Here is a 14275-nt window from a genome sequence, read left to right on the forward strand (position 1 = left end):
AACAGGCTCTTCAGAGCCAGCCTTTCCATCGAAAAAAGAAGAAGGGAATGATGGCGGATAACACCATCAGCCCAATCGAATACGGATATCCGTGGGCGAAGTGCAGTTCCGGCATGAATTCGAAATTCATACCGTAGATGGAGGCGACCAGGGTCGGCGGCAAGAACACCACGGACGCGATCGAAAAAATCTTGATGATCGAGTTCTGCTCGATGTTGATCAGGCCAAGCGAGGCGTCGAGCAGGAAGGTAATATTGCCGGCGATGAAGGACGCATGCTCGTTGAGCGACTGAATATCGCGCGAGACCGTCCGGCAGAGTTCCTTGGTGTCACGATCCTGCTGGACCGCCGGGACATTATAGAAAAACGTCATCAGCCGCGACAGCGACGCGAGACTATCGCGGATCTTGCTGACGAGGCGATGATGGCCGGCAATGTCCCTAAGCTTCTCTTCGAGATAGTTCGACGGCTTGCGAACCTTCCTTGCACGGTCGCCAAACACATGCGTCGACAGAATGTCGATACGGGCAACCGAAAGCTCCAGGATTTCCGCGGTGCGATCGATGACGGTTTCAAACAGCTTAGCCAGCAGTGCCGCACCGCTCCGCCACTGCTGTGGTACGCGATGAAGCGCGGCGATGAATAGTGAAAAGGACTTCGGCTGTGCGTAGCGGATCGTGACCATCCGTTTGCCAACCAGGATGAAGGCGACGTCGGTCAGGGTCGGCGCGTCCGTTTCTACCTTCCAGACGAGAGACGCCGTCATGAACACGGCATCGTTTTCGACGTAGAGGCGGGCCGAGGGTTCGATATCCTTGAGGTCATCGCGTGTCGGGACTTCGATGCCCAGCACCCTTTCGACGAACATCTCCTCGTCACGCGATGGCTCGACCAGGTCGATCCACATGACGTCGTCGCGCAAGGAACCTTGCGACAAATCGCGGATTTCAACCGGCTTGCAATCGGAACAGTAGGCCGTGATCACCGGTTGGACCTCCGGTAATCCGGGCGTGTTGCGCACATCGCTGTCTTCATCGAACGCCCTTCCACGGCGCGCTGTCTGCGAGAGCGCGTGGGGTACAAGTTCCAGATTGTAACGAAAGCGATTGAAGAAAGTTCATATGACTCCCGGCACATCCGGCGACCGCCGAGATATGCAACGTGCTCAACCGCATCGCAGTCACCAATCCTTCGACCAAGATAACTCCGAATATGCAGGCGGCCAGTCCCACCGGCCATCATCGAGCATTCGCAACACGCCGCCCTCATGGCGACGGCGCGCCATATGACGGAAAGCTGCGAAAGAATCAAGACATCTTACGTTCACTGCGCCGTTTGACCACATTTCCTCCGCAATTGGGAGTCTAGCGGCGGCGAAGCATTCACTCGAAAATGATGGCCGGCGCGGCCTTCTGCGGCTGCACGTCGAGCTGCTGCCAGACCTTGGCGGCGATCTCTCGATAGATGCCGGCGACGATGCCGTTGGGCTCCGTTGCAACCAGCGGCGTTCCGGCGTCGGAGGTCTCGCGAATGTTCATCGTCAACGGCACTTCGCCGAGGAAAGGCACGCCGATGCGTTCAGCTTCCTTGCGAGCGCCGCCATGACCAAAGATATCGTAACGCGTGCCCGTGTCGGGGGCGATGAAATAGCTCATGTTCTCGACCATGCCGAGCACGGGAACCTCGACCTTCTTGAACATGTTCAATCCCTTGCGAGCATCGACGAGCGCAAGATCCTGGGGTGTCGACACGATGACGGCTCCAGCGAGCGGTACCTGCTGCGCCATCGTCAGCTGCGCATCGCCTGTGCCCGGCGGCATATCGACGACAAGGACATCTAGTTCGCCCCAGGCAACCTCACGCAGCATCTGCATCAGCGCCGATTGCACCATGGGGCCACGCCAGATCATCGCCGTCTCCTCGTCGACGAGGAAGCCCATTGACATCACCTTCAGCCCGTAATTTTCCATCGGGTTGATGATGCGGCCATCGATCTGGGTGGGGCGGCCGGAGATCTTGAGCAGGCGCGGCATCGAGGGGCCGTAAATATCGGCGTCGAGAATGCCGACCCGCAAGCCATTGGCCTGGAGGCCGAGCGCAAGGTTGACGGCGGTCGTGGATTTTCCCACACCGCCCTTGCCGGAGGCAACGGCGATGATCGAGCCAATACCGGGAACGCCGAGCTTGCCGGCGCGGGGCTGCTGTTGCGGCGCGTGGGCATGGCCGTGATGCTCATGTCCAGTCTGCGGCTGCGGGCGCGAGACCGGCGCCGAACCCGCACCAGCCTTCTTGTCCGCCGTCAGCGCAACCAAGGCTCCCTTGACACCCGGCATTTCCTTGATGACCCGTTCGGCGGCGAGACGAAGAGGCTCCAGCTCCTTGGCGTTCTCCGCAGGGACCGTAATGGAGAAATAGACCTTGCCGTCGGAAATGAAGACATCAGAGACCATGCCGAGCTCGACGATATCGTGTTCGAGATCGGGTCCGCGGACCGTCTTCAGCGTTTCGAGAACTTGTTCCTTGGTGACGCCGGTCATTCCATCCTCACTGCCTATGTTGGCATTCTAGATAGAGGAGCGCCGCGTCTTCGCCAAACAAAATCGGCGGTCGACGCAGCAAATGAGGAGCGAGTTCAACCGGAAGGCCGATGCGTCCATCAAGTCCGCCGGGCTTTCGCCCTGATGGTTACAACAGCCTTCCGGGATACCGAGGTAAGCCTTGCCACCTAGAGCAAGCACGGCAAAAGGCCAGTACAAAACGTGCATCGGGCGCTGAAGGTTTAGGGTTTGCGGGCGGCGGCGTGTCCCAAAAGCAACAACCGCCGCCGACGCCTTAGCCCGAGATCAGACATAGTAGCGTCGGCCGACGGTGTGCGGGTCGCGCCATTTATCCGGCGTCGTGACCAGGTCCCCTCTGGACCGCTGCAAACAAAGAAGCAGAAAACGTGCCAGATGGCAAACATCCGCGAAAGCCGATGTGCACCGGGGACAAAGTCGTGCGCATTGGTGAAGTTTTAGGCGCGCGAGCCCAGAATTTGCCCACCCTACTTTATGAGTCCGATCCGCAATGCCTTGGCGACGGCCTGCGTACGGTTCACAGTATCGAGCTTCTTGGTCGCACGGTTGAGATAGTGGTTCACCGTGTGCTCGGACAGCGTGAGGATTTCCGCAATCTCGACACTGGTCTTGCCGGCGGCAGTCCAGTTCAGGCAGTCAATCTCTCTGTCAGTCAGGGTTTCCGTGACCCTGTTGTCGTGGCTGCGAATTTCCGCCAATCGGTCGAAGACGTGGATGGAAATATAGTGGAGTTCGCGCATTTCCTCCGCGCTGAATGCCTCACGGTCGCCCGAAAACGATACAGCACCCCGGCTGCCAGAGGGCTCATGCGCCGGGAAGTAGGCACAACGCATCATGCGGAAACGTTCAAAGAGGGCCTTGACGATCCCTGCCTTGCCATCGGGCCTTTCCAGCTTTGCCTGCGACACGTCGTTGAAGAACGGCGTGGTCGAGGTCCGCAGCCGCTTCATGACCGGACTATTGGCCACCAGCCCCTCATGGTCGTAAGCCGCCAGCAATTCCACTGGCCAACTCGAGATGACTGTACTGTTCTGCAGATTGACGGCTGTCACGGAGGGAATGTTGAAGACCATGAAGGCCCGCGCTCGATAGGCTTCCGTCACTTTCTTCATGAAGCGGAAAATATCGAACTGCGTTTTCAGTCCGGCGATCTCGCTAACGTGGACGTCCACGGAAGATCCTGGCTGCGATGGATTCATTTATTTATTCAACTCGAATAGATGGAATGTCTGATGGATGTCGTCTCGTCGTCGTCGCTAAGTTTGCATCGCCGATTAACGATTAACCCAGCACATACACCCCAAGACGGGGGATTGACGAGCGTAAATTGTGATGATTCGTCAGAAAATCACAATATTTTAAGCTTCAACCTTGTATTGGGCGACATTGAGTAAGGTTTAGCGGCGTGGACCAAGTCCAATGCGCATGGCTTCTCTGATCTGTTCTGCCGTCTTCCGGATCGGGGCCGCCCATTCCGAAAGCCTTTCCATCGTAAGCCGATAGGCCGGCCCGGTTACCGATACACCACCGACAAGCGACAGGTTTTCGGACCAGATAGGGGCGGCGACACAGCGAATGCCGACTTCGTGCTCCTCACGGTCGAAGGCATGACCTTGCTTGCGTATTTCCTCGATCTCGGCAAGGAGAGTGTCCGCCGTATGCGTATTTGCGGTGAACTGGTGGAAGGCAAGGTCGGCCACCAGTGCCGCAACCCGCTCTCTCGGCAATATCGACAGGGCTGCCTTGCCGACACCTGTACAGTAAACCGGCGAGGTGTTGCCAATCTGCGAGTACATTCTGACAGGCTGCTGGCCTTCGAACTTGTCGAGGTAGATGATCGAGCTGCCGCGAAGCACACCAAGATGAACCGTTTCGCCCGTCAGATCCTGGAGGGCCCTGAGGTGAGGCTCGGCTATGAGGCGAAACTCGTTGCGCGCCCAGCTGCGAGAGGCGAGATCCAAAAGCCGCAAGCCAGATGAGTAGCGGCCGTCGGCATCGATCTCAAGAAGACCTTCTTCGACGAGATGGCTTAGCTGACGATGAAGCGTGCCGCGCGGCTGATCTGAAAGCGCCAATATGTCCGTGAAGCGCATGGGACCGTCGGCATGGGTCACCACGTCGAGAAGGACCATCAGCTTGCCAAGGGTGCCGGTGTCGCGCCGCCCGAGCCCATTCTCTTTTGCCGCACTCATCGTTGCCCCAAATACCTTGACAGAGAGGCCAAGCTAGTCGGATAATTCCACATAGTCAAATTAAGTTCCAAATAACAGAACAGAATAGCGTCGGGAGGACGTAGTGACGGCTATGCTTGCGCAGTTTCCTGAATTCAGGGATCGAAGCGTGCTGATTACCGGAGGCGGGTCCGGCATCGGGGCAGCGATTGTCGAGGGGTTCGCCCGGCAAGGGGCCAAGGTTTCGTTCATTGACGTCGCCGAGGCGGAAAGCCATGACCTCGTCGAACGGCTGTCGCACGACACCCTTCACCCAGTTCGCTTCCACAAGGCGGATTTGCGTGACGTTGCTGAGATCCGCAGGACGGTCGATGAGGTCGTCGCTCACTCCGGCCCAATCAGCGTTCTCGTCAACAATGCCGCGCGCGACGACCGGCACGATTTCGAGGCCGTGACCGAGGAATACTGGGACGACAACCAGGCGACCAACCTGCGCCATGTCTTCTTCACGACCCAGGCCGTTGCGCCCTCGATGCGCGAAGCAGGCGGCGGTGCGGTCATCAACATGTCGTCGATTGCTTTTCTGCTCAACATGCCGGAATTTCCCGCCTATTCGACGGCGAAAGCCGGCGTGATCGGGCTGACAAAGAGCCTGGCCGGCAAGCTCGGGCCTGACAACATCCGCGTCAATTGCATTCTGCCGGGCATGATCGTGACGGATCGTCAGATGAAACTCTGGCTCACCGAGGAAGGCATTGCGCGGACGGTGCATCGCCAGTGCATCAAGAAGGTTCTGCACGCCGACGCGATCGTCGGACCGTGCCTGTTTCTGGCGTCAAGCTGCGCGGCAGCAATCAGCGCACAATCTCTTATTGTCGATGGAGGCATTTTCTGATGACGGATCCCGCTTATGTCGCGGTGGATTGGGGAACAAGCAGTTTTCGGCTCTGGCTGATCGCCAAGGATGGCAGCATCCTGGGCGAAAGCCGCAGCAATGAGGGCATGACGACTGCTGCAAAAACCGGGTTTGCCGAGGTTCTGGCCTCGCATCTGGCCAAGGTGAGTGCGCCGGAAAATCTTCCGGTCATCATCTGCGGCATGGCAGGTGCAAAGCAGGGATGGGTCGAGGCGGGCTATATCGACGTCCCCACATCATTGTCCTCAATTCTGACGGGCGCAGTCGCTGTGCCCGGCCAACGCCGTGATGTCCGTATCCTTCCAGGGCTTGCCCAGAGAGATCAGGCAAGGCCCGACGTCATGCGCGGAGAGGAAACGCAGCTTCTCGGCGCGCTTGGTCCGGCAAGCACCGGATCACAGGCAGTGTGCATGCCGGGCACGCATTCAAAGTGGGTCCACGTAAGGGATGGGCGGGTTACCAGCTTCTCCAGCTTCATGACCGGTGAGCTTTTCGACGCGATCTCCAAGCACACGATCCTGTCGCACGCCGTCGCCGGGGCCGATCAGTCGCCGGCAGACGAGGTCGCCTTCGAAAGAGCGATCAAGGCTGCCTATGAGCAGCCGGCAACGGCGACCAACCTCTTCTTTACGGCGCGCTCCGGCCAGCTGCTGCATGGTTTGAGCGCTGCCGCAGCACAGGCCAAGATCTCCGGAACGCTGATCGGGCTGGAAATCGCCGGCGCCATGACAAATGCGGGAGCCGGCGTCAACATCACGCTCGTCGCCGCAGGCCGGCTGCAAGGCCTTTATGAAGCGGCCTTCAAGGCACTATCTCTGTCCTATAAGACCATTGACGCTGATACGGCTGTCCGTGGCGGCCTTGCTGCCGCCGCCAAAGCCATTTGGCCGAATTAAGAAAGCACCAAAGCAATGAACCGTATCCCCTTCCCCACGATGAAGCGTCCACTGATCGCCATTCTACGCGGCATCAAACCCGAAGAAACCGAAAGCGTGGTCGGCGCGCTGATCGAAAACGGGTTGACCGCCATCGAGATCCCGCTGAACTCGCCGGAACCCTTCAAGTCGATCGAGATCGCAGCGAAGATGGCGCCGGCCGATTGCCTGATCGGCGCCGGCACCGTGCTGACGACCGAGGCCGTCGACAGCCTTCATTCCGCCGGTGGCAAGCTGCTTGTCACCCCGAACGTTGAGCCCGAAGTGATCATCCTTGCCCGAAATTATGGGATGGTCACCATGCCGGGTGTCTTCACGCCGACGGAAGCGCTGGCGGCAGCCCGTGCAGGCGCGACTGGCTTGAAATTCTTCCCCGCGAGCGTGCTCGGCCCTGCCGGCATCACGGCGATTCGCGCAATTCTGCCGCCGGAGCTGGTGATCGCGGCCGTTGGCGGCGTTTCAGACAAGAATTTCTCCGAGTACACCAAGGCTGGCATTCATGCGTTCGGCCTCGGCACCAGCCTCTACAAGCCCGGAATGACCGCGGCGGAGGTTGCCGAGCGTGCGAAGGCGACCATTTACGCCTATGACGCAGCGGTAGGAGCTTAAGGCGTATGACGGAAATTCACGAGTTCGCAGGCAAGACCCTTTGCAGCACCAACTCCGTGCTGGGTGAAGGCCCCACCTACGACCCGGACACGAACACGGTCTGGTGGTTCAATATCATTGGCAAGGAGTTGCACGAACTGAACCTCTCCACCGAGGAGAAGAAAGTGCACGCACTGCCGATGATGGCGAGCGTGCTCGCTCGCATAGATGCTGGGCGGCAGTTGCTGGCCACCGAACAGGGTCTTTTCATTCGTGATACCAAGAGCGGCAATCTCACCTTTTATGCGGCCCTCGAAAACGACAATCCGGAAAACCGCTCGAACGACGGCCGTACACATCCTTCCGGTGCATTATGGATCGGCACGATGAGCAAGCGAGCGGAAAACCGTGCAGGCGCCATCTATCACGTGGCCGGTGGTCGCGTGACCAGGATCTTCGACGGCATCAGCATTCCGAATTCAATCTGCTTTTCGCCGGACGGCACGATTGGCTACTTCACCGACACGCGCCTCAGCCGCCTGATGAGGGTGATGGTTGATCCGCAGACGGGTCTGCCGACCGGGGAGCCGATTGTGCTGGTGGATACTATGGATGAGCCGGGTGGACTCGACGGTTCGGTCGTCGACGCCGACGGATACATTTGGAATGCGCGGTGGGGTGCGGGCGCCGTTGATCGATACAGCCCGGATGGACTGCGCATCTCCCGCTACAAGGTACCCGCCGCCCAGCCCTCCTGTCCCGCTTTCATCGGGAAGAATGGGGATCGGCTTGCCGTCACGACGGCATGGGAGGGACTGGATGACGACGCGCGGTCCATGCAACCGCAGGCCGGTTCGCTGCTCGAGCTAGAGGTCACGGTGAAGGGGATTTTTGACCCCGCTTACGCGATGTAACGCGACACGCGTCGAAGTCACCAGGGCGTCCTCCGCGGGCGCCCTTTTTGTTTTCGATTCATTTGATCGCTGAGATGCCTGTAGCATTTTCGCTAAAAGTTCCGCAAAATTAGCAATTTTTGCGCGATTTTTTTCGGGAACCAATAGAAATGCCATTCATTTCAAAAGGGAGCCGGCCGGTGGCCACCGCCTGCGCAAGCTGGCGGGACACGGGCTAGAGATCACTATTTGAACTGAAAAGGTAGGTTCGAAATGACACGCAAACTCCTCACAACCGTTGCCGCTGGTGCCTTGTTTGCCACGGCTTTCGCACCGGCGGCATTCTCGCAGAGCTCGACCCAGCCGGCTGATCCGAGCGCCCCGACAACGCAGGCAGCGCCGAGCGATCCGACTGCTCCGCCGAAGGTCCCGGATGTCACAGCTCCGGCGCCGGCAGGTGACGCGGCTCAGGCGCCAGCACCGGCCGCCACGACCGACACTGCGCAAGCGGGCGGCGGGTACCTGACCGAGCAGGCCGCCGACCAGATTAGCGCCAACACCTATATCGGCCAGTCGGTCTATAACGGTCAAAACGAGAGCATCGGTAACGTCAACGACCTCATCATGAAGAAGGACGGCGGTCTGGTTGCCGCAATCATTGGCGTCGGCGGCTTCCTTGGTATCGGCGAGAAGAATGTGGCCGTTCCGATGGATAAGATCACGGTCGCTCAAAACACGCAGGACGGTAGCGTCAAGCTGACGACCTCCGAAACGGCGGAATCGCTGAAGGCGGCTCCTGAATTCAAGACGCTGCAGATGCAGTCCGCGGAGAAGGCTCCGGCCCCGGGTGCAACGGACACCACGGCCACGGGCTCGACAACGAACAAGTAAGAATACTGCGCAGTGAGTACAGCGTAACCGATGGCGTCCGACGGGGCGCCATCGGCGTTTCAGGCGCTGACGCGATCAGCCGTATCGTAATAGTTTTCGTGCAGGAAGCGGAGCGTCGCGATACTGTCGGCCGGCTTGCCGAAGTGATAGCCCTGGCCCATGCCGCAACCAAGCGAACGCAACTTGACGGCTTCCGAATAGTCCTCGATCCCTTCGGCGACCACTTCAAGGTCGAGACCCTCGCACATGGCAAGGATCGCCTTGATGATGTGCTCGGATGCACGGTCGGAATTGATGCGCGAGACGAAGGCGCGATCGATCTTGATCTTGTCGAACATGAAGTCGCGCAGGCGACCAAGGCTCGACTGGCCGGTTCCGAAATCATCCAACGAAATGCGGACGCCGGCCTGGCGCAGGTCGGCGATAATGCGGTTTGCCGTATCGGCTGAGCCCATCACGGCGGTCTCGGTGATCTCCAGTTCCAGCCGGTGCGGATCGAAACCAACCCGGCCAAGGATCGACAGGACGCTGCTGCTCGTGCCCGGATCCATCAGCTGCGCAGAGGAAAGGTTGAAGGAGAGGAAGAGTTCGCGTGGCCAGGAAAGGGCGGCTTCCGCGGCCTTGCGCAGCAATGCCTCTGATAGTGCGTCGATGAAACCGCGTTCTTCCGCGAGCGGAACGAAGACGCCTGGCGATACGAAGCCCAGATCAGGATCGTTCCAGCGCGCCAAGGCTTCAAAGCCGACGACCTGGCTGTTGGAGAGCGCAACGATCGGCTGAAAATGCACATCGATCGCGTCGGAGATGATGGCATTGCGCAGCGCCTGCTCCAACTGCGTCGCGCGCTTCATTTCCTGGACGATCTCGCGGGAATAGACGGTGATCTGGCCACGGCCGCGGCGCTTGGAGCGATAAAGCGCCGTCTCTGCGCTCTTCAGCAACTCCTCGAACTCCTCGCCGGCAAAGGGGTAAATCGCAAAGCCGAAGGATGCCGAAAGCCGAACATTGCGGTCGCCGAGATCATAGGGTGCCGACAGCACCTCGCGGATCATCTGGCCGAATTTCTCGGCGCTGGCCCGCTCGAACACCAGCGGCAGCACAAAGGCAAATTCGTCGCCGTCGTGACGCGTGACCAGCGCGCCATCGGGAATGCAGGCTTTCAGCCGATGGGCGACCTGGCAGAGAATTTCGTCGCCCGCCGATGCGCCGAAGAGATCGTTGATCGGCTTGAAGGAATCGAGGTTCGCGATGCCGATCGTGAAGGGCGCGGGATCGCTGGCGCGTTCCGCAGAAATCTGGGCAACCCGATCACGCATACGGTAGCGGTTACCGAGCCCGGTCAGCGGGTCGGTATAGGCCATGGTCTGAAGCTCATTCTGACTTACGGGCACCAGAGGCATTTCAGCCGACATCATCACTCAGACCCAGACTACACACGCTGGAAGGATGGCGGGCAAGTCTTAAGAATTCGATAGTGGAACGGCCGCATTGAAACCGTGTTCCGTCCCCACATTTAGGGAGTTGACGAGCTTTGTCGTCAGATGGCGACCTGCCGCACATCCTCGGCAAGATACTTCTGAAAGATCCCCTGAAGAATGTCGGGGCTTACCGGCTTCATGATCACGTCGTCCATCCCGGCCTTTGCACATTCGGCGCGGTCGCGCTCGAAAGCCTGGGTAAGAACACCGACGATCGGCGTTCTCGAACTGCCGCCTTCTTCTGTCTGACGGATCAGCCGCGCCGCCTCGAAACCGTTGAAGCCCGGCAGCGAGATGTCCATCAGGATGATTTTCGGCCGGTGCTCGGTCCACAGGCGAACCGCCTCGTCGCCGCTTGGGGCAATCAGGTAGCGGTAGCCGAGACCCTCGAGGATCTGCGAAAAGACGATCTGGTTGATGTCGTTGTCTTCCGCAACGAGCACGTCAAGCGCATTTACTTCCTCGACGGTAGTGAACTCCCAATCGGTGTCGATGCCTTCGGCGAGCTGGCCGCGATTGCTGCGATTGAAATGCCGGGCGATCTGGAAGGTGAGCTCGTTGGCGAGCTGGAAGCCGTCCATGACGAGCACCGGAATGCCATACTGTTCGGCGAGCTCCAGACAACGCATCCCCAGCTGGTTGTCGATCACCAGCAGGTCGAGCGAGATGCCGGACGAGCTCGCGATTTCCAAGAAGTGCTCCTGTTCGTCCTCGCCACGCACCGAGCACGCCTCGAAGCCGTATTTCGCAAGCGTGCGCAAGGCTGCGGCTTCAGCCACGACATCCGACGTCACCACCAGGATCTTGCGGCCGGAGAAGTTCTCCGGAACGATCGCTTCCATGGCCGCCGGTTCGCGCCGCTCGCCGCTGCCATTCATCGGAACATAGGCGCGTCGATAGGAATTCTTGCTCGATGTCATGACGCTCGATGCGAACCTGAACTCATCGAGATCGGCGCCGTCTCGCGGCAGGTCCTGCATGGTCGAGACGAGGAAATAGCGCCCCGGCTTGCCGATGCGGTGCTTGCGCGTAACGATGTCGCGTTCCACGCCGTCGCGCGAGACCTGCCGCTGGCGGGAAATCGACATTTCACCGGTGTCCAGAACATGGCGGTCGCTTTCTTCGAAACGCTGGGCGACCTCCTCGGAGAACAGGTCGCTGCTCTTGCGACCGAGCACCTCGTCGACCGTCGTCTGATACTTTTCGCAGAATGCGATGTTGACCGCGACGTAGTTGAGATTGCGGTCCTTGACGAAGAGCGGAAACGGCAGGTTGTCGAGAATATCCTCGGTCAGCTGCACACGCTCGAGATCGGAGCGCCACTGTTCCTCCCGCTTCTTGTCTTCGGAGATGTCCTGGATAACGCAGACGCCGTAGCCGCTTGCAAGGCGCCGCTTGCCGAACCGAATCCAGCGGTCCGTGCCGTGCCGCTCAACGGCCTCGAACCGCTCGCGCCAGTGCGAGGCGATCTTCTGGGACAACCAGTCCTCACGGCTCAGCGATCCCTGCTTGCCGCTCGACTGCGTACGGATACCGGTGTCGTAGATCGCACCCAGGAAGTCTCGCAACCGCGTTCCCGGCTTCAGCACGGCCGCCGATACCGGAAAGAAATCGAGCACCTGACGGCTCGCGAAGATCATTTGGTCGGTCTTGTCGTAGACGATGAAAGCCGCGCCGAGGCTCTCGCAAACCGCGTCAAACAGAGCCGTCTGCAGGCTGATATCAGCCGGCATTTCGTTACTCACGGATGATGCGTCCGCCTTTTCGGAGCCGGCACTCATTCTTACGCGTCCCACATCTGTCCGATTGAAACCCACTCCTCGGAAGCAAGTTGCAAAATGGCAGCTTTGTCTTAAGGCGCGCTTAACGTTAAGCAGCCCGAATTGGAGCGTGCAGAACAGCATCCGGCCAGCGCTTTCACCCTTCCCTCTGTGCCGCGAATCCAAGAGAATAGGCGCATGGCCATCAGACAGCTTTCAGAAACACTCATCAACCAAATCGCCGCCGGCGAGGTCATCGAGCGGCCGGCGAGCGCTGCCAAGGAGTTGATCGAGAACGCCCTCGACGCAGGCGCCACGCGCATCGAGGTGGCAACGTCGGGCGGCGGCAAGGGCCTGTTGCGGGTTTCGGACAATGGCTCCGGCATGGATGTTGCCGACCTTGAGCTTGCCGTGCGGCGGCATTGCACCTCCAAGATCTCCGATACGCTTGACGACATCCGTACCCTCGGTTTTCGCGGCGAGGCGCTGCCATCGATCGGCTCGGTCGCCCGGCTCAGCATTTCCAGCCGGCGGCGGGACAGTGCCGGCGGCAACGAGATTGCCATTGAAGGTGGCAAGGTCGCGTATCTGCGTCCATCGCCTGGCAATCCGGGCACGATCGTCGAGGTTCGCGATCTCTTCTTTGCGACGCCGGCCCGCCTGAAATTCCTGAAGACCGAAAAGGCCGAGGCTGCGGCGATCACTGAGGTCGTCAAGCGTATGGCAATCGCCTTTCCGGGCGTGCGCTTCGTGCTTTCCGGAACGGACCGCACGACGTTGGAATTACCGGCGACAGGTGATGACCATCTGGCGCGCATGGCACAGATCCTCGGCAAGGACTTCCGCGACAACGCCATAGAAATCGACGCCGAGCGCGAAGGCATATCGCTCACCGGCTTCACCGGTGTGCCGACCTTCAACCGCGGCAACTCGGCCCATCAATACGCCTTCGTCAACGGGCGTCCGGTGCAGGACAAGCTCATCCTGTCCGCGATCCGCGGCGCCTATGCCGAAACGATCCCCACGGGCCGGTATCCTGTTGCGGTGTTGTCGATCCGGCTTGATCCAGCACTTGTCGATGTCAACGTGCATCCCGCAAAATCAGACGTGCGCTTTCGCGACCCGCAACTGGTGCGCGGCCTGATCGTCGGCGCCGTGCGCGAAGCGCTGGCGCGCGACGGTAGCCGTGCAGCGACGACCGGTGCGGACGGGATGCTGCGCTCTTTCCGGCCCGGCTTCCAGCCGGGCGCGCAGCGGCCGCAACAGCCCTGGTCGGCGGCGACATCGCCCTCGCGCCCCTTCTATCAGCCCGCGACCAGCGCCTTCGGCGAACGTCCGCAGGCTTCCTTCGACGGCCTCGTGACGCCAACGGCACGCAGCGACACCGCGCCGACCGCGAGAACGCTGGTCGCGCCGGAGGAACCACCGCTGCGCTATCCGCTGGGTGCCGCCCGGGCGCAGATCCACGAAAACTACATCGTGGCGCAGACGGATGACGGCCTCGTCATCGTCGATCAGCACGCGGCGCATGAACGGTTGGTGTTCGAGGCGATGCGCAAGGCGCTGCACTCAAAGCGGCTTGCCTCGCAGGTTCTCCTCATCCCCGAAATCGTCGATCTGCCCGAAGAGGATTGCGATCGGCTGATGCAGTTTGCGACGGAGTTCGGCGAACTCGGATTGGCGATAGAACGCTTCGGCCCCGGAGCCATCGCCGTGCGCGAAACGCCCGCCATGCTCGGCGAGGTGGACGCCGTGGGACTTGTGCGGCAGTTGGCTGACGAGATAGCCGAATGGGATACCGCGTCCGGTCTGTCGGCGAAGCTCGAATATGTGGCCGCGACGATGGCCTGCCATGGATCCGTGCGTTCCGGACGTCGATTGCGCCCGGAGGAAATGAACGCACTATTGCGCCAGATGGAAGTCACACCCGGCTCCGGGCAGTGCAATCATGGACGTCCGACCTATATCGAGCTCAAGCTCTCGGATATCGAGCGATTGTTCGGCCGCAGTTGAAAAAGCTGGAAATGGCCGCGGCGGCGCGTTATGGCAGGGCCTGTTACAGCCTGT

Annotated in this window: 12 protein-coding genes; 6 read left to right on the forward strand and 6 right to left on the reverse strand. The window is 60.1% G+C overall.

Annotated features, from left to right (window positions below; all coding sequences use genetic code 11):
* Nucleotides 1-10: 10 nt before the first annotated feature.
* The 4 genes from FHT77_RS03050 to FHT77_RS03065 all read right to left on the reverse strand — a co-directional run bounded on the left by FHT77_RS03050 (nucleotide 11) and on the right by FHT77_RS03065 (nucleotide 4768).
* Nucleotides 11-985: a magnesium transporter CorA family protein gene (locus tag FHT77_RS03050; protein WP_183753861.1), complete on the reverse strand. Its 975-nt coding sequence runs from the start codon at nucleotides 983-985 to the stop codon at nucleotides 11-13.
* 397 nt (nucleotides 986-1382) lie between these two features.
* Nucleotides 1383-2537: an iron-sulfur cluster carrier protein ApbC gene (gene apbC, locus FHT77_RS03055; protein ID WP_183752381.1), complete on the reverse strand. Its 1155-nt coding sequence runs from the start codon at nucleotides 2535-2537 to the stop codon at nucleotides 1383-1385.
* Nucleotides 2538-3043: 506 nt separating this feature from the next.
* On the reverse strand, nucleotides 3044-3775 hold the full coding sequence (locus FHT77_RS03060; protein ID WP_183752383.1) for a helix-turn-helix transcriptional regulator: 732 nt from the start codon (nucleotides 3773-3775) through the stop codon (nucleotides 3044-3046).
* 198 nt (nucleotides 3776-3973) lie between these two features.
* Nucleotides 3974-4768 (reverse strand): IclR family transcriptional regulator, encoded by a 795-nt coding sequence (locus FHT77_RS03065; RefSeq protein ID WP_183752385.1) that lies wholly within the window; start codon nucleotides 4766-4768, stop codon nucleotides 3974-3976.
* A gap of 112 nt (nucleotides 4769-4880) precedes the next feature.
* Between FHT77_RS03065 and FHT77_RS03070 the strand changes: the two genes are divergently transcribed.
* From FHT77_RS03070 to FHT77_RS03090, 5 genes are all read left to right on the forward strand, one after another.
* The gene (locus FHT77_RS03070; protein WP_210280798.1) at nucleotides 4881-5642 is read left to right on the forward strand and encodes an SDR family oxidoreductase; all 762 of its coding nucleotides are present in this window, start codon (nucleotides 4881-4883) and stop codon (nucleotides 5640-5642) included.
* Nucleotides 5642-6559 (forward strand): 2-dehydro-3-deoxygalactonokinase, encoded by a 918-nt coding sequence (locus tag FHT77_RS03075; RefSeq protein ID WP_183752389.1) that lies wholly within the window; start codon nucleotides 5642-5644, stop codon nucleotides 6557-6559. The genes FHT77_RS03070 and FHT77_RS03075 overlap by 1 nt, the downstream gene beginning before the upstream one ends.
* A gap of 15 nt (nucleotides 6560-6574) precedes the next feature.
* The gene (locus FHT77_RS03080; protein WP_183752391.1) at nucleotides 6575-7207 is read left to right on the forward strand and encodes a 2-dehydro-3-deoxy-6-phosphogalactonate aldolase; all 633 of its coding nucleotides are present in this window, start codon (nucleotides 6575-6577) and stop codon (nucleotides 7205-7207) included.
* A 5-nt stretch (nucleotides 7208-7212) separates the two neighbouring features.
* Nucleotides 7213-8100: an SMP-30/gluconolactonase/LRE family protein gene (locus FHT77_RS03085; RefSeq protein WP_183752394.1), complete on the forward strand. Its 888-nt coding sequence runs from the start codon at nucleotides 7213-7215 to the stop codon at nucleotides 8098-8100.
* A 252-nt stretch (nucleotides 8101-8352) separates the two neighbouring features.
* Entirely contained in the window at nucleotides 8353-8970 is a 618-nt protein-coding gene (locus FHT77_RS03090) for a PRC-barrel domain-containing protein (protein WP_183752396.1), read from the forward strand.
* Nucleotides 8971-9029: 59 nt separating this feature from the next.
* Here FHT77_RS03090 and FHT77_RS03095 read toward each other — a convergent pair whose 3' ends face one another.
* Nucleotides 9030-10331 (reverse strand): putative bifunctional diguanylate cyclase/phosphodiesterase, encoded by a 1302-nt coding sequence (locus tag FHT77_RS03095; RefSeq protein WP_246712550.1) that lies wholly within the window; start codon nucleotides 10329-10331, stop codon nucleotides 9030-9032.
* A 176-nt stretch (nucleotides 10332-10507) separates the two neighbouring features.
* Nucleotides 10508-12229, reverse strand: a complete 1722-nt coding sequence (locus tag FHT77_RS03100) for a response regulator (protein WP_183752400.1) — start codon at nucleotides 12227-12229, stop codon at nucleotides 10508-10510.
* Nucleotides 12230-12406: 177 nt separating this feature from the next.
* On the opposite strand from FHT77_RS03100, the gene mutL reads away from it, so the two are divergent.
* Nucleotides 12407-14221 (forward strand): DNA mismatch repair endonuclease MutL, encoded by a 1815-nt coding sequence (gene mutL / locus FHT77_RS03105; RefSeq protein ID WP_183752402.1) that lies wholly within the window; start codon nucleotides 12407-12409, stop codon nucleotides 14219-14221.
* Nucleotides 14222-14275 lie beyond the last annotated feature (54 nt).

Origin of the sequence: Rhizobium sp. BK181 (genome assembly GCF_014193305.1) — a bacterium.
In the GTDB taxonomy this organism is placed as follows: domain Bacteria; phylum Pseudomonadota; class Alphaproteobacteria; order Rhizobiales; family Rhizobiaceae; genus Rhizobium.

What these genes read in the sequence shown, in the direction of transcription:
- apbC (WP_183752381.1), bottom strand. Translation starts at nt 2,537, where the DNA reads ATGACCGGCGTCACCAAGGAACAAGTTCTCGAAACGCTGAAGACGGTC.
- FHT77_RS03060 (WP_183752383.1), bottom strand. Translation starts at nt 3,775, where the DNA reads ATGAATCCATCGCAGCCAGGATCTTCCGTGGACGTCCACGTTAGCGAG.
- FHT77_RS03065 (WP_183752385.1), bottom strand. Translation starts at nt 4,768, where the DNA reads ATGAGTGCGGCAAAAGAGAATGGGCTCGGGCGGCGCGACACCGGCACC.
- FHT77_RS03070 (WP_210280798.1), top strand. Translation starts at nt 4,881, where the DNA reads ATGCTTGCGCAGTTTCCTGAATTCAGGGATCGAAGCGTGCTGATTACC.
- FHT77_RS03075 (WP_183752389.1), top strand. Translation starts at nt 5,642, where the DNA reads ATGACGGATCCCGCTTATGTCGCGGTGGATTGGGGAACAAGCAGTTTT.
- FHT77_RS03080 (WP_183752391.1), top strand. Translation starts at nt 6,575, where the DNA reads ATGAACCGTATCCCCTTCCCCACGATGAAGCGTCCACTGATCGCCATT.
- FHT77_RS03085 (WP_183752394.1), top strand. Translation starts at nt 7,213, where the DNA reads ATGACGGAAATTCACGAGTTCGCAGGCAAGACCCTTTGCAGCACCAAC.
- FHT77_RS03090 (WP_183752396.1), top strand. Translation starts at nt 8,353, where the DNA reads ATGACACGCAAACTCCTCACAACCGTTGCCGCTGGTGCCTTGTTTGCC.
- FHT77_RS03095 (WP_246712550.1), bottom strand. Translation starts at nt 10,331, where the DNA reads ATGGCCTATACCGACCCGCTGACCGGGCTCGGTAACCGCTACCGTATG.
- FHT77_RS03100 (WP_183752400.1), bottom strand. Translation starts at nt 12,229, where the DNA reads ATGAGTGCCGGCTCCGAAAAGGCGGACGCATCATCCGTGAGTAACGAA.
- mutL (WP_183752402.1), top strand. Translation starts at nt 12,407, where the DNA reads ATGGCCATCAGACAGCTTTCAGAAACACTCATCAACCAAATCGCCGCC.